This is a genomic window from Paenibacillus farraposensis (assembly GCF_020736845.1).
Classification (GTDB): domain Bacteria; phylum Bacillota; class Bacilli; order Paenibacillales; family Paenibacillaceae; genus Paenibacillus; species Paenibacillus farraposensis.
The window spans coordinates 305298-328130 of sequence record NZ_JAFFQR010000064.1 but is presented as its reverse complement, the minus strand read 5'-3'; the positions used below and the strand labels follow the sequence as shown (position 1 = coordinate 328130).

Genomic DNA, 22833 nt, shown 5'->3' with positions numbered 1-22833 from the left:
AGAACGGGGTGAGCGTGTTTGAAAAAATCTAACGCGACCATGCGGCGCAGGCTGGTATGGGGGATGCTGGGGTTGTCTGTAATGTTTGCGGCTTTGTCAATCCGGCTCGCCTATGTTCAATTGGGTCTAGGAAGCGAGCTCTCGGCCAAGGCTGAGGATTCGTGGCGCCGCAATATTCCTTTTGCCGCCAAGCGTGGCGAAATATTGGATCGGCAGGGTACGGCATTAACCTATAATGTCAGTTCGCCGACAGTCATGGCGATACCTGTACAGATCAAGGAGCCGGAAGAAACGGCACGCAAGCTGGCACCCTTGCTGAATATGAGTGAGGATAAAGTGCTTAAGCTAATCACCAAACGAACTTCAAGCCAAAAACTTCAGCCCGGCGGACGAAAAATTACGATGGAGAAAGCACAGCAAATTCGTGATTTGAAGCTGCCGGGTATCGTTGTTGCTGAAGACAACAAGCGTTATTATCCCTATGGTGATTTAGCGGCTCATATTCTCGGATTTACGGGAATTGACAATCAAGGGCTGACTGGCGTAGAGAAACAGCAAAACGACAAGCTTCGAGGAATTGACGGAAGTATAGCATATTTATCCGATGCAGGCGGGCGCCTGATGCCTGGTTCTTCAGAAAAGTATATCGAACCGAAGGATGGCCTGAATTTACAATTGACCATCGAAAAGTCGGTACAGTCCATTATAGAACGGGAGCTTGACCAAGCCATGGCCAAATTTCAGGCCAATTCCGCCTTATCCATTGCCATGAACCCCAAGACAGGCGAGATCTTGGGCATGGCTGGACGTCCAAGCTACGAGCCTGCGATATACAAGCAATATGCGCCTGAAATTTACAATCGGAATTTGCCTATTTGGATGACTTACGAACCTGGTTCAACGTTTAAAATTATTACATTAGCTGCAGCGTTGGAAGAAAAGAAAGTAGATCTCAAAAATGATCATTTTTTTGATCCGGGATATATTGAAGTTGGCGGGGCGCGCCTGCGCTGTTGGAAAAAGGGAGGTCATGGCAGCGAGACCTTTCTCCAAGTGGTGGAAAATTCGTGCAACCCGGGTTTTGTAACGCTCGGGCAACGTTTGGGCAAAGAAACTCTGTTCAAGTACATTCGCAATTTCGGCTTTGGGAGCAAAACGGGCATCGACATGATTGGCGAGGGAAATGGCATTTTGTTCAAACTCCCTCAGGTCGGGCCTGTGGAGCTGGCAACAACCGCTTTTGGCCAAGGGGTTTCGGTTACGCCGATTCAGCAGGTGACAGCGGTATCCGCCGCAATTAATGGTGGCAATCTGTATAAGCCTCATATTACAAAAGGCTGGATTCAGCCGGAAACAGGCAAGGTACTGGAAAAAGTGGAGCCGGAGTTGGTGCGAAGGGTAGTTTCGGAGGATACCTCCCGACAGGTAAGAGAAGCGCTGGAAAGCGTCGTTGCCAAAGGTACAGGCCGCCCTGCTTTTATTGAGGGTTACCGGGTGGGCGGTAAAACGGGTACAGCGCAGAAGGTTGTGAATGGACGCTATTCTTCTTCGGAGCATATCGTATCTTTTATCGGTTTCGCTCCGGCAGATGATCCGCAAATTGTCGTTTACACCGCTGTTGATAACCCGAAAGGCATTCAATTCGGCGGGGTCGTCGCAGCGCCAATCGTACAAAAAATTTTAAAAGATGCGCTGATTGCTCTGAAGGTTCCGCCTCGTGCCAATCAAATTCCTAAACAATACAAATATGGAGAAAATCCGATTGAAACGGTACCTGATTTGGTAGGTGCCACTGCGAATGATTTGTACGAAGACATGAATATGAACTTTATGCTCGTAAAATCAGGGTCAGGCAAGACGGTCGTCAGTCAGGCACCGAAGCCGGGGTCGCGAATGGAACGAGGATCAACCATCCGTATTTATATGGGGGATTGATAGGTTCTTTTTATAACATACTATGAATAACGTGAGAGCAATGGAGGAATGAAAGATGCAGCTTCAACAATTGGCTTCACTACTGGCTGTCTCCCGTATTGTGGGGGACGGTACAGTGGATTGCCGAGGAATCGGGGCGGATTCACGCCGTGTGCAGCAGGGAGACTTGTTTCTGTGCTTGCCCGGCTTTACAGTAGACGGACATGACTTTGCCGTACAGGCAATTGCATCCGGCGCGGCAGCATTAGTTGTAGAACGGGAACTGGATGTGCCTGTTCCACAGCTTGTGGTTAAGGACGCCCGTTATGCTATGGCGGTTTTGTCGGATTATATGTTTGATTCACCGAGCCGCCGATTGCGCATGATCGGCATTACCGGAACAAACGGCAAAACAACAACCACCTATCTTATTGAGAAAATCATGAATGATGCCGGGATGAACACCGGACTGATCGGTACGATTCAAATGCGTTACGGTGGTCAGTCTTACCCCATGTCCGGCACTACGCCCGAAGCGGTGGAGTTGCAGCGTTATTTGGGGCAAATGGCAGAACAGGGCGTTCAATGCTGTGTTATGGAGGTATCCTCACATGCGTTGGAACAGGGACGCGTCAAAGGAACCCGTTTTCGCACCGCTATATTTACCAACCTGACGCAGGATCACCTGGATTATCACAATTCGATGGAAGAGTACCGTGCTGCCAAAGGGCTTTTGTTTTCCAGATTGGGAAATACCTTCTCGCGGGATACGTCGGACAGTCAATATGCTGTTCTGAATGCGGATGATCCGGCCTCCTCCTATTTCGAGGCACAAACGTCGGCCCAGGTCATTACATACGGCGTGGAAAATGAATCTGATGTGCAGGCGTCCTGTATCACGATTGGCGCAAAGGGAACCTCCTTTCATGTATCCACTTTTAAAGGGGACACCGATATAGAGCTAAGAATGGTAGGCAAGTTTAATGTGTATAACGCACTTGCGGCCATTACGGCTGCTTTGCTGGAAGGGATCCCGCTGGCTGATATCAAGCACAGTCTCGAGTCTATCCCAGGCGTAGACGGGCGGGTAGAGCCTGTGGATGCGGGGCAGCCATTTGCTGTTATTGTAGATTACGCCCACACCCCGGACGGGTTGGAAAATGTCCTTCGCACAGTTAAGGAATTTTCGATCGGTAAAATATGGTGTGTTTTTGGATGCGGCGGAGACCGGGATCGCACCAAACGTCCTTTGATGGGCAAAATCGCTGCGAGATACAGCGATCACACGTTTATCACGTCCGACAATCCGCGAACAGAGGACCCGACAGTTATTTTGAGAGACATCGAGCAGGGGCTGATTGACGAAGGGATAGCCGCAGAACGATATGAGCTGATCGTAGATCGAAGAGCTGCTATTCATAAAGCTATTGAAATGGCAAGCCCTGACGATGTAGTATTGATTGCGGGAAAAGGTCATGAGACCTACCAGTTGATCGGAAAAACGGTGCATGAATTCGATGACCGCATCGTAGCCAAAGAAGCGATAAGGGGTTTATCCAAGTGATGAAAAGAACAATCGGTCAAATTGCCTCCATGTGCGGGGGAACGCTTCACAGTGAAGCGGACGCTGAACGGGTGGTTGAGGGCGTTTTTACAGATTCACGCAAACCTCAAAGCCAAGGACTGTTCGTTCCGCTTTCCGGTGAGCGATTTGACGGGCATGATTATGTACAGCAAATGATGAGCGAGGCAGGTCCAGCTGCTTTTTTATGGCAAAAGGATCATGGAGCACCTCCGGCAGGGAACGCGATTGAAGTAGAGGATACATTAGAAGCGCTCCAGCAGCTGGCAGCTGCCTATTTACGTGAAACCGGCGTTTCAGTCGTCGGAATCACAGGAAGCAACGGCAAAACGACGACCAAAGACATCGTGACGGCGTTGCTCGGCACGACTTTTAAAGTACACAAAACCGAAGGAAATTATAACAATCATATCGGTTTGCCTTTAACCGTATTGTCCATGCCGCAGGATACAGATATTGTTGTCCTTGAGATGGGCATGAGTGGGCGAGGTGAAATTCGTCTGCTGGCTCATATTGCTGAGCCGGATATTGCAATCATTACCAATATAGGCGAATCGCACTTGCTTCAGCTTGGTTCCCGTGCGGAAATCGCTCGTGCCAAGCTGGAAATTGCCAGCGGTCTCAAGCCCGGTGGCTTGCTGATCTACAACGGTGATGAACCATTGCTGCCGCAGGTACTGGCGGAGCCCGAAACGGTCAAGCCGGAAGGATTAAAACGGTTTACGTTCGGGGTAGCTCAGAACAATGATGATTATCCAACAGAAATCACTTTGGACGGAGAAGGGAGTTTATTCAAAACAGCCCGATCCGGCAAAGAGGTTTTCCGGCTTCCCTTGCTTGGACAGCACAATATTGTAAACGGGCTGGCAGCGCTGGCGGTGGCACGCCATTTCAATGTCGATGCGGATCATGTACGTCAAGGGCTATCATCTCTAAAACTGACAGGCATGCGCATTGAGGTTGTAAACTGTTCTGACGGGCTTACCGTACTCAATGATGCTTATAACGCAAGTCCCGCCTCCATGAAGGCTGCAATTCAGACGTTATCCGGGTACAAAACGAACGGACGCAAAATCGCCGTGCTCGGTGATATGCTGGAGCTGGGACCTGAGGAAAAGCAATTCCATGAGGAAATCGGACTTTTTGCGGCAAAGCACGGCGTAGATGAGCTGTTTACCTACGGTACGCTGGCGCTGTCTATTGTGCAGGGGGCGCTGAAGCTGATGCCAGCTGAACACGTACACGCTTATATGGATAAGCAAAAGCTGATCCGGCATTTGCGAACTTGCCTCACTGCGAATGATATTGTGCTGGTGAAGGCATCGAGAGGAATGCGATTGGAAGAAATTGTGGATGCGCTGAAAAACGGTCCGCTATAGAACTGATGTTGACGAGAGGAAGACTCCCATGGATATTCAATTATTACTGTTGACGATCGTCGTATCGTTTATACTGGCGGTCATTGCCGCTCCGCTGCTTATTCCGCTGCTGCGGCGTATGAAATTCGGCCAGCAGGTCCGGGATGACGGGCCACAAAGCCATCTTAAAAAGATAGGTACGCCTACAATGGGCGGTATCGTGATCTTGCTTGCGTTTACGCTGACCTTTCTTAAGTTTTCAGCTATCAAAAATACGGACTTTTACGTTTTGCTGGTCGCTACGCTCGGATTTGGACTGATCGGCTTTTTGGATGACTATATCAAAATTGTATTCAAACGCTCACTGGGTCTGACGGCTCGGCAAAAGCTGTTCGGGCAACTATTGTTTGGCGGGATCATGTGCTGGCTCTTGCTTAGCAACGATCATAGTACTGCCATCAGCATCCCGGGCACCTCATGGTCATTTGACTGGGGCGGCTGGTTTTACTATCCGTTTATCATCATCATGATGCTGGCAATTAGCAACGCTGTCAATTTCACAGACGGGCTGGACGGGCTGCTGTCCGGTACAAGTGCGATTGCCTTCGCCGCTTATGCGATTGTCGCCATTCAGGCAACTTCGCTTCCGGCTGCGGTCTGCTCAGCGGCGATGATTGGTGCTGTGCTTGGCTTCCTAGTGTATAACGCGCATCCCGCCAAGGTGTTTATGGGCGATACCGGCTCACTGGGCATCGGCGGAGCGATCGGTGCCATTGCTATCGTTACGAAAAGCGAAATTTTGTTTATTATTATCGGTGGTGTATTCGTGATTGAAATGCTGTCCGTAGTTTTGCAGGTAGCTTCCTTTAAAACACGCGGCAAACGCATTTTCAAAATGAGTCCGATTCATCATCATTTCGAGCTGTCCGGCTGGTCCGAATGGCGTGTAGTCATAACATTCTGGGCTGTAGGACTGCTGCTGGCAGGACTCGGACTTTATCTCAACAAGGGGTTGTAGACAAATGAACCATCCAGACGCATACCGAGATCAGGAAGTTGTCGTTATCGGCCTGGCCAAAAGTGGTGTACAGGTTGCCAAAGTACTGCATCAGGCCGGAGCCAAGCTGGTAGTCAATGATAAAAAAAATAGGGAACAATGTCCCGAAGCTTCTGAATTAGAGGCTTTGGGAATTTCCGTTTTATGCGGGGGACACCCGGAGGGGCTGATTCATCCGGGTGTGAAGCTGGTTGTCAAAAATCCAGGTATCCCTTATACCGCTCCTCCCGTACAGAAAGCTGTCGAGCTCGGCATTGAGGTTGTGACCGAAGTTGAGGTTGCCTACCATCTGTGTAAAGCCCCGATTATCGGAATTACCGGCTCCAATGGAAAGACAACTACGACCACATGGGTGGGCAAGCTGTTGGAGTCATCCGGCATGAAGCCGATCGTGGCTGGTAATATTGGCACTCCATTATGTGAGGCGGCTGTGGACGCCAAGTCAGAGGAGTGGATGGTTGTGGAGCTGAGCAGCTTTCAGTTAAAAGGAACCAAGGATTTCAAGCCCGCAGTGGCTTGCTTGCTCAATGTTGCTGAGACCCACCTGGACTACCACGGAGGCATGGAGGATTATGTTGCATCCAAGGCACGACTGTTTGCCAATCAAACATCGGCTGATACAGCGGTAGTGAACTGGGATGATCCTGTCTGCCGGGAGCTTGTGCCATATATTAAAGCGAAGCTGCTTCCGTTCTCGATGACGGAACGTTTGCAGGAAGGCCTGTTTGCTGACCCGCCATACATACCGGATGTGACGGATGATATCGAACGAAGCATCGTATATCGTGATAGCAATGGGGTAGCACATCCCATTATTGGGGTAGCCGAGATTGGCCTCCCGGGCCGATTCAACGTCGAAAATGCGCTCGCCGCTTGCGCAATAGCCATTGCCGCAGGTGCAGAGCCTGCGAGGCTGGCAGAGCCATTAAGCACTTTCCGTGGTGTAGAACATCGGCTTGAATATGTATTGGAGCATGCTGGAGCAGCCTACTACAATAATTCCAAGGCCACTAATTCCAAAGCCACCATAATGGCCTTGGCGTCCTTCAAGCAACCGATTGTACTGATCGCCGGAGGCCTGGAGCGCGGCTCAGACTATACGGAGCTTGTACCTTCCTTGCAGGAACGCGTCAAAGCCGTTGTGCTGCTGGGTGAGACACGGCACAAGCTGGCAGATCGGGCCCGTCAGGCCGGAATAGAGCGTGTCCAGGTCGTCGATAATGGGGAGGACGCCGCGGCTACGCTCGTGGAGGCGGTGAACAAGGCGGCAGCATTGGCGGCGCCGGGAGATGTGGTACTGCTCTCGCCTGCTTGCGCAAGCTGGGATATGTTCCGATCCTATGAAGAGCGTGGACGTATTTTTAAAGAGGCGGCGCATAAATTGTAAGTAGGGGGGTTGGATAAGCCCCTACTTTTATGCAAGGGGTGGCCTCCTGATGAAGCAATCTCGTCCGGCGCCGGATATATGGCTTTTCGTCTGTATTGCTAGCTTGTTAGCCATCGGCATAGTTATGGTATACAGCGCGGGCGCCGTCCTCGCTTTTCACGAGTACGGGGACTCCTACTATTTTGTAAAGCGGCAGCTGCTGTTTGCGGGGCTTGGTCTTGTAGCGATGTACTTTACCGCCCGAACGGACTACCGAATCTGGCGCAAATACGCCAAGGTCATACTGCTGATTTGTCTCGTGCTGCTGATTGCCGTATTGATTCCCGGCATTGGTGTAGTTAGAGGCGGAGCACGAAGCTGGCTGGGTATTAGCTCTTTTGGCATTCAGCCCTCTGAGTTTATGAAGCTGGGCATGATTCTTTATCTCGCCCAATGGCTCAGTCGTGCGGATTATGATATTAGCTCTTTTACGCGAGGCCTGTTGCCCCCGCTTGGACTCATGGGACTGGCCTTTGGCCTGATTATGCTGCAGCCCGACTTGGGCACAGGTACCGTGATGATGGGAGCGTCCATGCTGATCGTATTTACGGCAGGTGCGCGCATGAAGCATCTTGGCTTACTGGCCTTGTCGGGGGTAGCCGGATTTGCTGCATTGATCGCGGCTGCGCCTTATCGGCTCAAGCGGATTACCGCTTTTCTGGACCCTTGGTCTGATCCGCTTGGTGCAGGCTATCAGATTATTCAATCGCTATATGCGATTGGGCCCGGTGGATTGGCGGGTTTGGGACTCGGCATGAGCCGGCAGAAATACAGCTATGTTCCTGAGCCGCAGACGGATTTTATCTTTTCTATTTTGGCGGAGGAGCTTGGCTTTATCGGTGGAATGGCGGTGCTGGGGCTTTTTCTGGTCCTCGTGTGGCGAGGAATGCGTATCGCTATAACCATTCCGGATACCTACGGCAGCTTGCTTGCGGTAGGCATTGTCGGAATGGTCGCCGTACAGGTTGTCATTAACATCGGCGTCGTCATTGGATTGATGCCGGTGACAGGAATAACTTTGCCTTTAATCAGCTATGGAGGTTCTTCTCTGACGCTGATGCTAACTGCATTGGGCATTTTACTGAATTTATCACGTTATGCGAGGTGAATGTTTATGCGCGTCGTGTTGAGCGGCGGCGGCACCGGAGGGCACATTTATCCAGCGCTGGCCGTAGCTAGACAGTGCGAAGAGATGGACCTGGACGCTGAATTTTTATACATTGGCGGTCAAAGAGGACTCGAAAGCAAGCTGGTTCCTCAGGAGAAAATTCCGTTCGAGGCTATTGATATTACAGGGTTTCGTCGCAGCTTGTCCGTTGAAAATATAAGGACAATTATACGCTTTTTCCAAGGAGTTCACAGGTCCAAAGCGTTATTAAAGAAATTCAAGCCAGATATCGTCATCGGTACCGGGGGATATGTATGCGGCCCCGTCGTTTATGCTGCTTCCAAATTGGGTATCCCCAGCATGATTCATGAGCAAAATGCGATTCCGGGCCTGACGAATTCATTTCTGAGTCGTTATGTGGATACGGTGGCCGTTAGCTTTGAAGGCTCCGAAGGGGCTTTCCCCAAAGCTAAAAATGTATTATATACCGGGAACCCGCGCGCCACGACAGTCCGTTTGGCCAACCGGGATCGAGGCTTTGCTACGATCGGGGTTCCTATGAACAGCTCGGTTGTACTAGTCGTAGGTGGCAGCAGGGGGGCAAAAGCGGTCAATGATGCCATGGTTGCCATGGCTCCGCAACTTTCGCAGTTGAAAGACGTCCATTTTGTATATGTGACTGGTGAATCTTATTATGAACAGACGCTCGACAGCATACGAAATCAGATCGGCTCATTGCCTAACCACCTTCATGTGCTTCCCTATATTCATAATATGCCAGAGGTGCTGGCTTGCACTTCTTTGATCGTTAACCGGGCCGGTGCATCCTTTCTGGCTGAGATCACATCACTGGGTATTCCATCCATTCTGATTCCATCGCCTAATGTGACGAACAATCATCAGGAAGCCAATGCCCGTACGCTCGAAAAGGCAGGCGCTTCAGAAATGATCCTGGAAAAGGAATTGAGCGGTTCTTCGCTGTTTCAAGCCATTGCGAAAATAATGGAGGACGAAACACGGCGTAATCGGATGGCGGCGTCAGCGTCTGCACTTGGCAAGCCTGACTCAGCTAATATTTTAGTAAAAGAAATGGAGCGTCTTGCCCGTAAAAGGTAGTCCGCAGCGCAGTTTGGGCGGTTGTCACACACTGGACGGTATTGACATAGGATACCCTATAGATTGTGACCATCACTCAGGCTGCCGGTTGTCAGGTGAGAGCCTCATAGCCATGCGGGCAAGCAACAAGGAGGTTTCAGTACAATGCAGCAATGGATGCCATTACTAGCGGAGCATGATATCGGAAAAGTGCTGGAGCGTGAGCCGCTGGCCAAATATACAACATGGAAGATTGGGGGTCCTGCGGATGCACTTGTCATCCCGGATACCAAGGAGCAGCTGGCGAGGGTTTTGCGGCTGGCTCGTGAGCATGGTATTCCGTGGATGCAGTTAGGCAGGGGCTCGAACATGCTCGTTTCCGACAAAGGAATACGCGGGCTTGTGATCAAGCTGGGGCCAGGATTTGATTATGCCCGTTTCGAGGATGATCGGATCATCGCTGGCGGTGGCGTCTCACTGGTCAAATTATGCGTTATGGCCAGTAAGCAGGGGCTCTCCGGCCTTGAATTTGCGGGAGGTATCCCGGGATCAGTCGGTGGGGCTGTCTACATGAACGCTGGTGCCCATGGGTCTGATGTGTCACAAATATTCCAGTCCGCTGAGATTGTGCTGGATACAGGGGAATTGGCTGTGTACGATGCCGAGGCTATGCGTTTCAGCTATCGCCACTCCGTGCTGCATGAGCAGCGTGGAATGGTGACAGAGGCAGTATTTCAGATGAAGCGGGGCGACCGCGAGGAAATTTCAGCGGCCCTGGCGGCTTTTAAAGACCGCCGCAGGCTGACCCAGCCATTACAATTAGCCTGTGCAGGAAGTGTGTTTCGTAATCCGCCAGGAGACTATGCTGCCCGGCTTATTGAAAGCGCAGGTCTGAAGGGGTTGAAGGCTGGAGGCGCTGAGGTATCTCTGCAGCATGCCAATTTCATTGTAAATACCGGTCAAGCGACAGCAGAGGACGTGCTTACCCTGATGAAGCATATTCAAAGTACAATATCATCTCAAACCGGCATCAAGCTAGTTCCGGAGGTTTTCGTAGTGGGTGAGCGGTAAACTCGGAGGTGATACATTGGACAAATTGGTGATTGAGGGAGGCCGTCCCCTGTCAGGCACCATACGTATCCATGGAGCAAAAAATGCGGCACTGCCTATTCTTGCAGCCAGTTTGCTTGCGCAAGGTGAGGTGGAAATTCGGAATGTACCCCAACTGTTAGACATTAAGGTCATGCTGCATATCCTTGAAAGACTCGGCTGTACATGCCGACATGAAAAGGAAACGGTATATGTGGATACGTCGTCCGTCCGATCGTTCCAAATTCCGGAGGATTTGATGAAGCAAATGCGTTCATCGATCTTTCTCATGGGACCGATGCTTGCCAGATATGGCGAGGTTTCCATTTACCAGCCCGGAGGCTGCGCCATAGGCGAGCGCAAAATCGATCTTCATTTGGAGGGCTTAAAGGCTCTTGGTGCAGAGATCGAGGAAAAAAACGAGCAAATTACGTTCCGTGCCCGCAGGCTGATTGGCTCGGACATCCATCTGGATTTCCCGAGCGTGGGGGCAACGGAAAATATTATGATGGCCGCTGTGTTGGCTAAAGGACGAACAACGATTACCAACGTAGCGAGGGAGCCGGAGATTCAGGATCTTCAAAACTTTCTGAATGCCATGGGCGCTCATATTACCGGTGCAGGAACGGACACAATTACAATTACGGGGGTCAGTTGTCTGAACCCGTGTACGTATGAGGTCATTCCTGACCGTATTGTAGCAGGTACGGTTATGATTGCAGCCGCCGCTACACGTGGAAGTGTGTCGCTGACACACTGCAATCCCTCCCACTTGTCTGCTCTGATTCATGTCCTCAGGCGGGCTGGTGTTCAAATCGGCATCCTGAATGATATAATGACCGTAAGTTGTATGAGCCGCCCCAAAGCGGTGGAGAGGATTGTTACCTCACCTTACCCATCCTTTCCAACGGATTTGCAGTCTCAAGTCATGGTGCTGCTTTCTTTGGCGGACGGTTTCAGTGTCATGAAAGAGACCGTTTTCGAAAGCAGATTCAAGCATGTAGATGAACTCAATGTGATGGGTGCCGATGTTACAGTTGATGCGAATGCTGCCTTTATAAGAGGCGTTTCCCGTCTGTACGGGGCTACGGTAGAGGCTACTGATCTGCGGGCAGGGGCTGCGCTGGTTATAGCGGGGCTGGCTGCTCAAGGACATACTGTTGTCGAGCAGGTTCACCACATCGACAGAGGGTATGATCGGATCGAGCGTCTTTTCCAGGGATTAGGCGCCCGAATGAGCCGTCAGTCCCCGGTGCCGGAGCAGTTGGATTTCGTAAATTAATGCCTGTAGTGTCCCTCCGTCAGCGGAGGGACAAAAGGCTTTTGTGGAGAGAAGCTATGCCAAATGCTCAAATACCTGTTCTTAAAAAGAACAGAACGAAAAAAAGAACAAGCCGGAAGATCGCCATTCTTCTCATTTTATTGTTTATTGTACTGCTGGCAGTTCTCTTTTTCCGCTCTTCGTTAAGTCGGGTTTCTGAAATCCGTTTTGACGGTAATGTATTTTCGACCCGAGAGCAGCTTTTAAACCGAAGCGGCCTGGCTGTCGGGGACCAGTATTTTGGAGTCAGTCCATCTGGCGTATCCGAGAAGCTGCGGGGGATTCAGTCGATCCAGCAAGTCACGGTGGACAAGCAGTTTCCAGGCGTCATTTCTGTTCACATTAAAGAGTTTGCGACGGTCGCCTACGAATTGCAAAGTGATGGCAGCCTGCGTGCTATTCTGGCGAATGGGTCAAGCGTAGGCGTGGGCAGCAGCGGAATAGCCGTGGAGAAACCCATTTTGACCAAATGGAAATCGGATGATCCGTATAAAGCAAAGCTGTGTGATGCTTTATCGAGCATTCCGGGAGAATGGACAGCCGATATTTCGGAGATCATTCCCGCGCCGATTCCTTCTTTTCCGGATCGTATCAAAATGTACACGCGTTCCCAGTTTGAAGTCATTACGACCGTTTCTCTGCTGAGTTCTAAAATGAGCTATTTGAATCAGGTGCTGGAAACAGAAGAACCCGGTTTGATCACCATGCTGAAGGCGGATTCTTACGTTCCGTTCAAGCCGGACACCAGTGAAGAAGGCCAAGAAAAAGATACTACTCAGTGATGTGAAAAAATGTTAGAATTAATCTTATGGGTATGGGACTAGCCTCCTTCTTTTTTCTTCAAATTTTTATATGACTTTAACTATAAATTGGATTCTAAAAAATTTGTAGAAAAAAGAGGGATAGCATGGAGTATGTTGAATATGTACTAGTGTATGTTTAAAGAACGAAATTCATTTTGGAGTCAGGAGGTGCCACAGACTTGAGCAACAATGACATCATTGTTAGTTTGGACATCGGTACATCCAAAGTTCGGGCTATTATTGGGGAAATGAATAATGGAACCTTTAATATTATTGGAGTTGGATCTGCCGACTCGGAAGGAATTCGCAAAGGTGCAATTGTAGACATTGATCAAACCGTGCAATCAATCCGGAACGCTGTGGATCACGCAGAGCGGATGGTTGGTATTCAAATAACAGAAGTGTATGTGGGGATTTCAGGCAACCATATCGGTCTGCAAAATAGTCATGGCGTTGTAGCTGTGTCCAACGAGGACCGTGAAATTGGTGAGGAGGACATTGAGCGCGTACTGAAGGCCGCTGAGGTTATTGCCGTACCGCCTGAGAGAGAAATCATTGATGTGGTAGCCAAACAGTATGTCGTGGATGGTCTTGAAGGGATTCAGGACCCTCGCGGTATGATCGGTGTTCGCCTCGAAGTAGAGGCAACGATTGTTACTGGAGGCAAGACCCCGATACATAATCTGTTGCGCTGCGTAGAGAAAGCTGGCTTACGGATCAAAGATCTGGTATTACTGCCGCTGGGAGCTGGACAATTGTCTCTTTCGAAGGATGAAAAGGTGATGGGGTCGGTGCTGGTGGATATTGGTGCAGGCTCTACAAACGTTGCCATTTTCCAGGAAGGAACGATTGTTGCCACATCTACACTTCCAATTGGTGGAGAATTTGTAACCAATGATATTGCCTACGGGCTAAGAACTCTTACCGATCAAGCCGAAAAAGTAAAGCTCAAATACGGCTGCGCATGGTATGATGATGCGGCAGCCGATGTCGTCTTTAAAGTAACCCGTATCGGCAGCAATGTGGATAAGGAATTTAACCAGCAGGATTTGGCTGCCATTATTGAGCCGAGAGTGCAGGAAATCTTTCAGCTCGTTCAGGCAGAAGTCAAGCGCTTGGGTTACACAGAGCTTCCGGGAGGTTATATACTTACCGGGGGCACCGTCTCCATGTCTGGTGTACTGCAGGTGGCACAAAACGAACTGGCCGCTTCCGTAAGGATCGCCGTACCTGATTTTATCGGTGTAAGAGATCCGGGCTACACAAGCGGAGTCGGCATCCTACATAATGTCATTCGTTACTATCGCGGAAGATCAACAAGCATTAGTAGCAATGGAAGCAACAAGAAGCCGACCAACCGAACCAAAAGCAGCAATCCCGCTGCTGAAGGTGAGCCAAAGCAGGGGTTGATTGAACGCCTAAAAAATATGTTCAGTGAATTTATATAACGTTCATTGCTAAATATGCCAATCATGGACGGGCCATCCATGTACATTGAGGGGGAGATGGAATAGTATGTTGGAATTTGATTTTGAAATGGAGAGCTTGGCTCAAATCAAAGTGATCGGCGTCGGAGGCGGCGGGAGCAATGCGGTTAACCGAATGATCGAAAATGGTGTTCAAGGTGTAGAATTCATTACTGTGAACACAGATGCTCAGGCACTTCATTTAGCGAAGTCTGAGCATAAGCTTCAGATTGGCGATAAGCTGACTCGTGGTCTGGGAGCCGGAGCCAACCCGGATGTGGGCAAAAAAGCGGCTGAGGAGTCACGTGAGCTCATTATGAATACGCTCAAAGGTGCCGACATGGTTTTCGTTACGGCAGGAATGGGAGGCGGCACAGGAACCGGGGCAGCTCCTGTCATTGCTGAAATTGCCAAAGAGTGCGGTGCATTGACCGTGGGTGTGGTAACACGACCCTTTACGTTTGAAGGGCGCAAACGCTCCAATCAAGCTGAACTTGGTATTGAAGGATTAAAAGAAAAGGTAGACACCTTGATCGTAATCCCAAATGACCGTTTGCTTGAAATCGTGGATAAGAAAACCCCGATGCTGGAAGCATTCCGTGAAGCGGATAATGTTTTGCGCCAGGCCGTACAAGGTATTTCGGACTTGATCGCTGTACCGGGTCTGATCAACCTTGACTTCGCTGACGTAAAAACGATCATGACGGAGCGTGGCTCCGCGTTAATGGGAATTGGCGAAGCGACGGGTGAAAATCGCGCGGCTGAAGCTGCGCGTAAGGCTATTATGAGTCCGTTGCTGGAGACCTCCATTGAAGGTGCTCGTGGTGTCATTATGAACATCACTGGCGGCATCAATTTGTCCCTGTACGAGGTTAATGAGGCGGCTGAAATCGTAACCTCGGCTTCCGATCCGGAAGTGAATATGATTTTCGGTGCGATCATTGACGAAGACTTGAAAGAAGAGATTAAGGTTACCGTGATCGCCACTGGTTTTGAAGGTAAGCCGAGCCAACCAGCACCAGGACGTAGACCAGCAGCTAGTCCGGCGCCTTCTGAAGCAACGGAAAAAGCCTCTTCTAACCTGCGTCCATTTGGTAACTCTCAAAGCAGTGACCAATTGGATATTCCGACATTCTTGCGTAACCGTTCACGCAATAACAATAATGATAACTAGTTTGAAATCAGAGAGCCCGCATTCTCCTTGGAGATGCGGGCTTCTTTGTGTCTTCCCCATCCACGCCCCCGGAGCTTCTCCTCTTTCCGACAAAAATAGTCGGTCGTCGTCCCCACCGTTAGACAGACTTTGAACGGCATGACTACTATACTTAAGCCTATCCTGCAACGCTGGGCGGGTGAATCCTTGGTTGTTTTTATTGATTTGATTTTTTTGACCAATTTGTTCATTGATGCTGTATTGCTGATGGTCACGGCCTGGATGAGAAAAATCCGTCCAGCATGGTGGCGGCTGCTTCTTTCGGCTGTGATTGGTGCTATGTATGTAGTCATGATGTTTGTGCCGGAGTTGTCTTTTTTATTTACGTTTCTGATCAAATTGGCATTATCGGTCATTATGCTGCTGGTGGCTTTTGGATTTGGCAGTATGCAAAAGTATCTTCGTACCATGGGTGCTTTTTACATGATCAATTTTGTAGCTGCAGGCGGAATTTTGGGGCTGCATTATTTTCTCCAGAATACAGGGGAATTGTTTAATGGCATCTGGTACACCGCATCGGGCGGAATATCCTTTGAGCTGAAAATTGCATTCTGGTTTATTGTATGCGCATTTGCCGGAGTGATGCTTTTCTTTCGCATTGTGCAGTCCTCAAAGCAGCGTACCGAAAGGATGAGTGGATTTCTGGGAGAAGTGCAGGTGTGGATCGGGCAGGATCATATTGAGTGTACAGGCTTGCTGGATACAGGCAACCAACTGTATGACCCCTTGACCCGAACTCCGGTTATGGTGATGGAGGCGGCTTTGTGGGAAGCGCATTTGCCCTCCTCCTGGCTGCAAAAATGTTCCGAGGGGAATGTGGATCAGCTCGTAATGGAGCTGGGTGACGAATCGTTCAGCTGGCAGGACCGCGTCCGTCTTGTTCCCTATCGAGGCATCAACCGCAACCATTCCTTTATGCTCGCACTCAAACCAGACCGGGTGGAGGTGATAATGAATGGGTCTTGCTATGTACATGATCGAGTGCTGATTGGTTTGGATGGAGGGACCTTGTCAGCAGAGGGCCAATACCGCGCAATTATTCATCCGGATGTGACCGTGCATGAAGAAGGTGGTACGAATACGAACCAGAAGGGCGACGCGCCTCTTAGTGCAAGCTCGGGATAGTGGGACAAGGCATGGTTTTACACCATTTTCAAATTCAAAAGGGGGAGAAAGTGATGCGGGAACAGATGAAATTAAAAATGAAAATCAGGCTAGCCTTTCAATTGCAATATTATCGCATCCTATTTTTATTTGGCCTAAAAAGTGAAGAAATTTATTACATTGGCGGCAGCGAGGCGCTTCCCCCGCCGCTAACGAGAGACGAGGAGGAGTATTTGCTCGGAAAGCTCTCCTCTGGAGATGCTGCGGTACGTTCCATGCTTATTGAACGAAATTTGCGGTTGGTTGTGTATATTGCCCGTAAATTTGAAAATACAGGGATCAACATTGAGGATCTCGTGTCCATCGGTGCTATTGGGCTCATCAAAGCGGTTAACACGTTTGATCCCGAAAAGAAAATCAAGCTTGCCACCTATGCTTCAAGATGCATCGAAAATGAAATTTTAATGTATTTGCGGCGCAATAGCAAAACGAGAACAGAGGTTTCGTTTGACGAGCCCCTGAATATTGATTGGGATGGTAACGAGTTGCTGCTTTCCGATGTGATGGGAACGGAAAACGATACCATTTACCGTAATATCGAGGAGCAGGTGGACCGTAAATTGTTGCATAAGGCGCTGGATAAGCTGACGGATCGAGAGCGCTTAATTATGGAGCTGCGCTTCGGTTTACAGGACGGAGATGAGAAGACACAGAAGGATGTTGCCGACCTGCTCGGCATCTCACAATCGTATATTTCACGGCTGGAAAAACGAATTATAAAGCGCTTACGAAAAGAATTTAATAAAATGGTATAACGATTGGGCATATCCGGAAGCGATGGAAATGGCGAATAAAAAAACGCCCTCAGGAGATAATGAACATTAATGTTGCTCCTTGGGAGGTAAAGACACGATGACCCGAAACAAAGTGGAAATTTGCGGTGTGGATACCGCCAAACTGCCGGTATTAACCAATGCAGAAATGCGTGAGCTGTTCACATCACTTCAGCAAAATAATGAACGATCAGCCAGAGAAAAATTGGTCAATGGCAATCTCCGGCTCGTCCTGAGTGTGATTCAGCGTTTTAACAATCGGGGAGAGTTTGTGGACGATTTGTTTCAGGTAGGCTGTATCGGCCTGATGAAGGCGATTGATAATTTTGACCTTTCGCAAAACGTGAAGTTCTCCACTTATGCGGTTCCGATGATTATCGGAGAGATACGTCGTTATTTACGGGATAACAATCCGATTCGTGTATCGCGTTCGTTAAGGGATATTGCCTATAAGGCGCTTCAGGTGCGGGATAGTTTGACGAATCTGAACTCTCGGGAACCGACGATTTTTGAAATTTCAGAGGCGCTGAATGTGCCTAAAGAAGACGTTGTGTTCGCATTGGATGCGATCCAGGACCCGGTTTCGCTGTTCGAGCCGATATATCACGACGGGGGCGACCCAATTTATGTGATGGATCAGATCAGTGATGACAGAAACAAAGACGTCTCATGGATTGAGGAGATTGCTCTGCGGGAAGCGATGCATCGCCTGGGCCAGCGTGAAAAGATGATATTGTCCATGCGCTTTTATGAAGGAAAGACGCAAATGGAGGTTGCCGACGAAATCGGTATCTCTCAAGCCCAGGTTTCCAGATTAGAGAAATCGGCAATTCAGCAAATGCAAAAGCATGTAAAATCCTGATGAGATGAATGGTTTGAATTTGATTCCGCTAAAAACGATCCTATATGGATCGTTTTTGCGTTTACTGGACATTTTTTTGGTTCTCCCACACATATAGTGAAATAAAGGATGTGATGCATGTGAATACGCCGGAAACGTCGGTCAGAGCGATGAAAATTTCCGAGTTTCAAACCAAGGATGTCATTAACATTGTAGATGGGCGGCGCCTGGGACAAATCAGTGATTTGGAAATTGATGTGCGGCAAGGAAAAATTGAAGCCGTTGTGGTTCCAGGCAACAGTCGTTTTATGGGCTGGTTTGGAGGAGGAAGCGAATTAGTTATCCCATGGCGAGATATTGTCAAGATCGGTTCGGATGTCGTGCTTGTAAGACTGGAGGGACTGGATGAGCTGAGTATAGAAGAGGATAAGCTCCATATCCAACGTCAGGAGCGGAGTGACCGCCGTGGCTTCTGAGCACCGGATTTATTTTAGCTGCTTGTGAAGACACGGCGGCAGCTTTTTGGTACACTGGCTGTAGAGGTGAGAACAAATGGAGCCGTTTGTATTGAATACCGTGACAACGGGAGCTACGTGCATAGCAGGTGGTACGCGTCCCGTGCCGGAGTTGCTATATATTCAGTCCTGGAAGCAGATGGTTCAGGGCTTGTCCGCAGGTTTTACAGGACGACATGGCGGTGTTAGCGAGGTGCCGTACGACAGTTTGAATTGCGCGTTTCATGTAGGAGACGATCCGGAGAAGGTGATCCGCAACCGTCAGCTTATTACAGAGCAGCTTGGCTTTGCTGCTGAAGCATGGACGTGCGGCGAGCAGGTTCATGGCAATCATGTTGCTGTCGTCAAATCTGCTGACCGCGGACGCGGCTTTAAGGATCGTGCATCCGCTTTTCAGGATACGGACGGACTGCTGACAGATGTACCGGGCATTTTGCTGACATCCTTTTATGCGGATTGTGTCCCGCTATACTTTTGCGATCCGGTGAAGCGTGTCATTGGGCTGGCACATGCGGGCTGGAAGGGAACAGTGGCAGAGATTGCCCTAAAAATGGTGCAAACGATGCAGACCGAATTTGGATCACGTCCATCGGATCTGCTTGCAGCCATTGGTCCTTCCATTGGCCCTGACTCGTACGAGGTGGATGAGCATGTGATGAGCCGAATTCGAGTTTTAGAGCATGATTGCCCGGGTAATGATCATTGGGAAGGCTCGGTTTATTTCCCCTTAGCCAGCGGCAAAACGCTACTTGACTTGAAACAATGCAATCGACACATTATGATGAAAGCAGGAATATTGCCGAGCCATATCGAATGTACTACCTTATGTACAAGCAGCCGCAGCGATTTGTTTTTTTCATATCGCAAGGAGGGCGGCGTTACAGGGAGAATGGCGAGCTGGATTGGTTTGGAAGAGAGGTGAGTTCTCCCGTGGCTTTGGAGGAACGAATTAAAGAAGTGAACGCCCGCATAGAAGCGGCCTGTGCCCGCAGTGGACGTTCACGTAATGACGTGAATGTGATCGCTGTCACGAAATATATTTCGGCTGCGACAATGGAATCGGTGTTGGACAGCGGGCTCGAGCATGTAGGCGAAAATCGCTGGCAGAATGCCGCGGATAAATGGAGCAAGCTGGGTGACCGGGGATCGTGGCATTTTATTGGTCATCTGCAAACCAATAAGGTTAAAGATGTAATTGAAAAATTTGAATTTATACATTCACTGGATCGTTTATCGCTGGCTCAGGAATTGGAAAAGAAGGCAAGTGCTCTTGGAATGAGAGTCAAGGCTTTTGTGCAAGTTAATATTTCTGGGGAAATTTCAAAATATGGTTTGTCCCCTGAGGCGGTTGCTCCCTTCTTGGAACAAATTCGTGAACTGGAGCATGTGGATGTCATCGGCTTGATGACGATGGCCCCTCATGAGCAAGACCCGGAAAAGACTCGGCATGTGTTTCGTGGATTGCGTGAATTGCGCGATAGGCTAAATGGACAAGCTCTAACGAGAGAGCCCATGATTCACTTGTCCATGGGAATGTCCAACGATTTTGAGGTAGCGGTTGAGGAAGGATCGACCTGGCTGCGGCTTGGTTCCGTACTGGTCGGACGAGAGGAGGATTTCCATGGGCGTAATGAATAAGTTTATGAACTTTCTAGGGCTTCAGGAAGAAGAGGAAGTTGTTGAGCGGGAAATTATGAATACGCCGGAAGAGCAAGAAATTGAAACTCCAAGCTTTGATAAACGTAAGAACCTGAAGGGCAATAATGTTGTCAGTATTCATTCGCAAAAAAATGTGAAAGTTGTCCTGTATGAGCCGCGATCTTACGATGAAGCACAAGAGATTGCCGATCATATCCGTTCCCACCGCACCGTCGTCGTGAATCTGCAACGAATTCGCAAGGATCAGGCGCTGCGAATTATTGATTTTTTGAGTGGTACAGTGTATGCGTTAAGCGGCGGCATTTCCAAGGTCGGCAATAACATTTTTCTTTGTACTCCGGACACGGTTGAAATTCAAGGGTCTATTACGGAGATACTGGCCGACACTGAACAAGAATTTAACAGAATGAGGTGAGTTTTTTGAGCGAAGTCATTTACTGGCTGTTTCAGATTTATTCGTATATGATCATCGCATATGTCTTGATGTCATGGCTTCCTAATGCAAGAGAGAGTATGATTGGTGAATTGCTTGCCAAGTTTGTAGAACCGTATTTGTCTCCTTTCCGCAGGTTCATCCCGCCAATCGGGATGATCGATATTTCACCCATCGTGGCGCTGATTGCACTGCGTTTTGCGTCGTTAGGTTTGATATCTTTAATAGGTAATTTCGTTTAGGAGGATTCATGCGTACCGAGATTTATGACCATTTTCACCCGGATGAACGGGATTATGTGGACCGTGCTTCCGAATGGATCAGTCATGCGGGAGCGAATCACAGGCAGAAGCTGACTGATTTCTTGGATCCGCGCCAACAGTACATATTGGAGACCTTGGCTGCGAAAGAAGATAAGGTCACGATTAGGGTAGATGGCGGCTACGAGGCTTCGGAACGAAAGCGGGCGCTGATAGCGCCCGATTATTCGTATTTAGACAATGAGGATATGGGGATTCAGGTCCTTGCCATCAGCTCTGATGATCATAAAATTGCCACGCTGGGGCACGGTGATTATTTGGGAGCTATGTTGGGACTTGGAATCAAGCGTGGAAAAATCGGCGATATTCACGTACTGGACGATGGATGCCATATATTGGTGGCTTCGGAAATCAGTGATTTCATTACGCTGCACCTGCAGCAGGTTCATCGTGTTCATGTATGGACAGAACTGCTGCCTCCAGAAAGCCTGCGGACTAAGGAAGTTACATTGGAGCTGCTGAATCTGTCGGTGGCTTCTTTACGTCTGGATGGCATTGCCAGTGATGTATATAAGCTTAGCCGAAGCAAAATTTTAGCTCCCATTCGGGCCGGACGATGCCGGGTCAATTGGAAGGTGGAGGAGAATCCATCCGCCTCACTTAAGGCCGGTGACGTTATTTCGATACAGGGATTTGGGCGTTTCAAGGTGATCGAGACAGACGGGATGACAAAAAAAGGAAGATTCCGGGTTAAAATCGGTAAGTTTGCATAGCTGGAGGCAGGATTTAAGAACTTTCTGTCGAAACAATAATGCTAAAGCATAGTGCTGGAACGATTTTGCTCTGTACAGTATTCACAAAACGGGTTATGATGACCGATAGATGATAGTGAGCGTCGTGACGCGGAAGAAATGTATTTTTGTCAATCTTATAGGAGGTGGACGGCATGCCATTATCGCCATTGGATATACATAATAAGGAATTTGCACGCCGGCTTCGTGGTTATGATGAGGATCAGGTCAATGAATTTTTGGATCAGGTGATCAAGGATTATGAAGCTGTTATTCGCGAAAATAAAGAACTGAGCACGGAGTTGTTGAATGTGCAGGAGAAGCTCGATCATTTCGCGACGATTGAAGATACGCTGAGCAAGACGATTATTGTGGCACAGGAAGCGGCTGACGAAGTGCGCAACAACGCCAAGAAAGAATCCCAGTTGATTGTGAAGGAAGCGGAAAAAAATGCGGACCGCATTGTGAATGAAGCATTGGCCAAATCCCGCAAAATCGCGTTGGAGGTTGAAGAGCTAAAGAAGCAGGCCTCGATTTACCGGGCGCGTTTTCGTACACTGGTAGAAGCGCAGCTTGACCTGTTAAGCCAGGACGGCTGGGAAGCGCTTGAAAACCGGGAACGCGAAGTGTTGGAGCGCGAGCGTGAGATGAAAGAGATTTACTAACTTTCATATCTGATGACGTCAATTAGGCGTTTGTCAATGTTGACTTTTATCTTCAAACAGGCTATAACTGTAATATTATATTAAATATAACGACGATCCGTTTGTCGGCGAATCGTTGAAATTCATGTCAGCCATGTGCTGATTCCATTTGCGAGAGTTTAACATGTCTAATTCGTTGATGGGAACGAGTACGTCATGATTTGTCCCTCAGAGAGTTGGCCTTTTGGTGCAAGCCAACGTTCAGAACATGACCGAAGATCCTCCCGGAGAAGTGAGCTGAAGCGCTTGTGATTACAGCGT

General features: G+C 49.1%; 22 protein-coding genes and 1 other annotated feature (1 of these 23 cut by a window edge). All 22 genes read left to right on the top strand.

Annotated features, from left to right (window positions below; genetic code table 11):
* Nucleotides 1-18: 18 nt before the first annotated feature.
* The 22 genes from JO375_RS11300 (at nt 19) to JO375_RS11195 (ending at nt 22533) form a co-directional block, all read left to right on the top strand.
* Nucleotides 19-1935 (top strand): stage V sporulation protein D, encoded by a 1917-nt coding sequence (locus JO375_RS11300; protein WP_229524561.1) that lies wholly within the window; start codon nt 19-21, stop codon nt 1933-1935.
* Nucleotides 1936-1990: 55 nt separating this feature from the next.
* Nucleotides 1991-3478 (top strand): UDP-N-acetylmuramoyl-L-alanyl-D-glutamate--2,6-diaminopimelate ligase, encoded by a 1488-nt coding sequence (locus tag JO375_RS11295; protein ID WP_229524560.1) that lies wholly within the window; start codon nt 1991-1993, stop codon nt 3476-3478.
* Nucleotides 3478-4875 (top strand): UDP-N-acetylmuramoyl-tripeptide--D-alanyl-D-alanine ligase, encoded by a 1398-nt coding sequence (locus tag JO375_RS11290; protein ID WP_229524786.1) that lies wholly within the window; start codon nt 3478-3480, stop codon nt 4873-4875. The genes JO375_RS11295 and JO375_RS11290 overlap by 1 nt, the downstream gene beginning before the upstream one ends.
* Nucleotides 4876-4903: 28 nt before the next feature.
* Nucleotides 4904-5872: a phospho-N-acetylmuramoyl-pentapeptide-transferase gene (mraY, locus tag JO375_RS11285; protein ID WP_229524559.1), complete on the top strand. Its 969-nt coding sequence runs from the start codon at nt 4904-4906 to the stop codon at nt 5870-5872.
* Between the two features lie 4 nt (nt 5873-5876).
* The gene (gene murD, locus JO375_RS11280) at nt 5877-7298 is read left to right on the top strand and encodes a UDP-N-acetylmuramoyl-L-alanine--D-glutamate ligase (protein ID WP_229524558.1); all 1422 of its coding nucleotides are present in this window, start codon (nt 5877-5879) and stop codon (nt 7296-7298) included.
* A 49-nt stretch (nt 7299-7347) separates the two neighbouring features.
* Nucleotides 7348-8445 carry a stage V sporulation protein E gene (spoVE, locus tag JO375_RS11275; RefSeq protein WP_229524557.1) on the top strand — a complete coding sequence of 366 codons (1098 nt, stop codon included), beginning with the start codon at nt 7348-7350 and terminating at the stop codon, nt 8443-8445.
* A gap of 6 nt (nt 8446-8451) precedes the next feature.
* The gene (murG, locus tag JO375_RS11270; RefSeq protein WP_229524556.1) at nt 8452-9561 is read left to right on the top strand and encodes an undecaprenyldiphospho-muramoylpentapeptide beta-N-acetylglucosaminyltransferase; all 1110 of its coding nucleotides are present in this window, start codon (nt 8452-8454) and stop codon (nt 9559-9561) included.
* A gap of 144 nt (nt 9562-9705) precedes the next feature.
* Nucleotides 9706-10611 carry a UDP-N-acetylmuramate dehydrogenase gene (gene murB / locus JO375_RS11265; protein WP_229524555.1) on the top strand — a complete coding sequence of 302 codons (906 nt, stop codon included), beginning with the start codon at nt 9706-9708 and terminating at the stop codon, nt 10609-10611.
* Nucleotides 10601-11911, top strand: coding sequence for a UDP-N-acetylglucosamine 1-carboxyvinyltransferase (gene murA / locus JO375_RS11260; RefSeq protein ID WP_229524554.1), 1311 nt, complete (start codon nt 10601-10603; stop codon nt 11909-11911). Before murB ends, murA begins: the two co-directional genes overlap by 11 nt.
* Before the next feature lie 56 nt (nt 11912-11967).
* Nucleotides 11968-12732, top strand: coding sequence for a cell division protein FtsQ/DivIB (locus tag JO375_RS11255; RefSeq protein ID WP_229524553.1), 765 nt, complete (start codon nt 11968-11970; stop codon nt 12730-12732).
* Between the two features lie 200 nt (nt 12733-12932).
* Entirely contained in the window at nt 12933-14201 is a 1269-nt protein-coding gene (gene ftsA, locus JO375_RS11250; RefSeq protein WP_229524552.1) for a cell division protein FtsA, read from the top strand.
* A 67-nt stretch (nt 14202-14268) separates the two neighbouring features.
* Nucleotides 14269-15393, top strand: a complete 1125-nt coding sequence (gene ftsZ / locus JO375_RS11245) for a cell division protein FtsZ (RefSeq protein WP_229524551.1) — start codon at nt 14269-14271, stop codon at nt 15391-15393.
* Between the two features lie 186 nt (nt 15394-15579).
* Nucleotides 15580-16557 (top strand): sigma-E processing peptidase SpoIIGA, encoded by a 978-nt coding sequence (gene spoIIGA, locus JO375_RS11240; RefSeq protein WP_229524785.1) that lies wholly within the window; start codon nt 15580-15582, stop codon nt 16555-16557.
* Nucleotides 16558-16610: 53 nt separating this feature from the next.
* Nucleotides 16611-17351 carry an RNA polymerase sporulation sigma factor SigE gene (gene sigE, locus JO375_RS11235; RefSeq protein WP_229524550.1) on the top strand — a complete coding sequence of 247 codons (741 nt, stop codon included), beginning with the start codon at nt 16611-16613 and terminating at the stop codon, nt 17349-17351.
* 97 nt (nt 17352-17448) lie between these two features.
* Entirely contained in the window at nt 17449-18231 is a 783-nt protein-coding gene (sigG, locus tag JO375_RS11230) for an RNA polymerase sporulation sigma factor SigG (protein WP_007431182.1), read from the top strand.
* 119 nt (nt 18232-18350) lie between these two features.
* Nucleotides 18351-18686 (top strand): YlmC/YmxH family sporulation protein, encoded by a 336-nt coding sequence (locus JO375_RS11225; RefSeq protein ID WP_377530382.1) that lies wholly within the window; start codon nt 18351-18353, stop codon nt 18684-18686.
* 76 nt (nt 18687-18762) lie between these two features.
* Entirely contained in the window at nt 18763-19647 is an 885-nt protein-coding gene (pgeF, locus tag JO375_RS11220) for a peptidoglycan editing factor PgeF (protein ID WP_229524548.1), read from the top strand.
* An 8-nt stretch (nt 19648-19655) separates the two neighbouring features.
* The gene (locus JO375_RS11215; protein WP_229524547.1) at nt 19656-20363 is read left to right on the top strand and encodes a YggS family pyridoxal phosphate-dependent enzyme; all 708 of its coding nucleotides are present in this window, start codon (nt 19656-19658) and stop codon (nt 20361-20363) included.
* Nucleotides 20347-20799 carry a cell division protein SepF gene (locus tag JO375_RS11210; RefSeq protein ID WP_229524546.1) on the top strand — a complete coding sequence of 151 codons (453 nt, stop codon included), beginning with the start codon at nt 20347-20349 and terminating at the stop codon, nt 20797-20799. Before JO375_RS11215 ends, JO375_RS11210 begins: the two co-directional genes overlap by 17 nt.
* Nucleotides 20800-20804: 5 nt before the next feature.
* Entirely contained in the window at nt 20805-21059 is a 255-nt protein-coding gene (locus JO375_RS11205; RefSeq protein WP_229524545.1) for a YggT family protein, read from the top strand.
* A gap of 8 nt (nt 21060-21067) precedes the next feature.
* On the top strand, nt 21068-21850 hold the full coding sequence (locus JO375_RS11200) for a YlmH family RNA-binding protein (RefSeq protein WP_229524544.1): 783 nt from the start codon (nt 21068-21070) through the stop codon (nt 21848-21850).
* 173 nt (nt 21851-22023) lie between these two features.
* Entirely contained in the window at nt 22024-22533 is a 510-nt protein-coding gene (locus JO375_RS11195) for a DivIVA domain-containing protein (protein ID WP_229524543.1), read from the top strand.
* Nucleotides 22534-22699: 166 nt separating this feature from the next.
* Nucleotides 22700-22833 (top strand) — a binding site (T-box leader) (it continues 148 nt past the right edge of the window).

Coding starts and splice junctions, on each gene's coding strand:
- JO375_RS11200 (WP_229524544.1), top strand. CDS start 21,068: ATGCGTACCGAGATTTATGACCATTTTCACCCGGATGAACGGGATTAT.
- ftsZ (WP_229524551.1), top strand. CDS start 14,269: ATGTTGGAATTTGATTTTGAAATGGAGAGCTTGGCTCAAATCAAAGTG.
- JO375_RS11210 (WP_229524546.1), top strand. CDS start 20,347: ATGGGCGTAATGAATAAGTTTATGAACTTTCTAGGGCTTCAGGAAGAA.
- mraY (WP_229524559.1), top strand. CDS start 4,904: ATGGATATTCAATTATTACTGTTGACGATCGTCGTATCGTTTATACTG.
- murB (WP_229524555.1), top strand. CDS start 9,706: ATGCAGCAATGGATGCCATTACTAGCGGAGCATGATATCGGAAAAGTG.
- JO375_RS11290 (WP_229524786.1), top strand. CDS start 3,478: ATGAAAAGAACAATCGGTCAAATTGCCTCCATGTGCGGGGGAACGCTT.
- JO375_RS11195 (WP_229524543.1), top strand. CDS start 22,024: ATGCCATTATCGCCATTGGATATACATAATAAGGAATTTGCACGCCGG.
- murD (WP_229524558.1), top strand. CDS start 5,877: ATGAACCATCCAGACGCATACCGAGATCAGGAAGTTGTCGTTATCGGC.
- spoVE (WP_229524557.1), top strand. CDS start 7,348: ATGAAGCAATCTCGTCCGGCGCCGGATATATGGCTTTTCGTCTGTATT.
- JO375_RS11255 (WP_229524553.1), top strand. CDS start 11,968: ATGCCAAATGCTCAAATACCTGTTCTTAAAAAGAACAGAACGAAAAAA.
- sigG (WP_007431182.1), top strand. CDS start 17,449: ATGACCCGAAACAAAGTGGAAATTTGCGGTGTGGATACCGCCAAACTG.
- sigE (WP_229524550.1), top strand. CDS start 16,611: ATGCGGGAACAGATGAAATTAAAAATGAAAATCAGGCTAGCCTTTCAA.
- JO375_RS11295 (WP_229524560.1), top strand. CDS start 1,991: ATGCAGCTTCAACAATTGGCTTCACTACTGGCTGTCTCCCGTATTGTG.
- murG (WP_229524556.1), top strand. CDS start 8,452: ATGCGCGTCGTGTTGAGCGGCGGCGGCACCGGAGGGCACATTTATCCA.
- pgeF (WP_229524548.1), top strand. CDS start 18,763: ATGGAGCCGTTTGTATTGAATACCGTGACAACGGGAGCTACGTGCATA.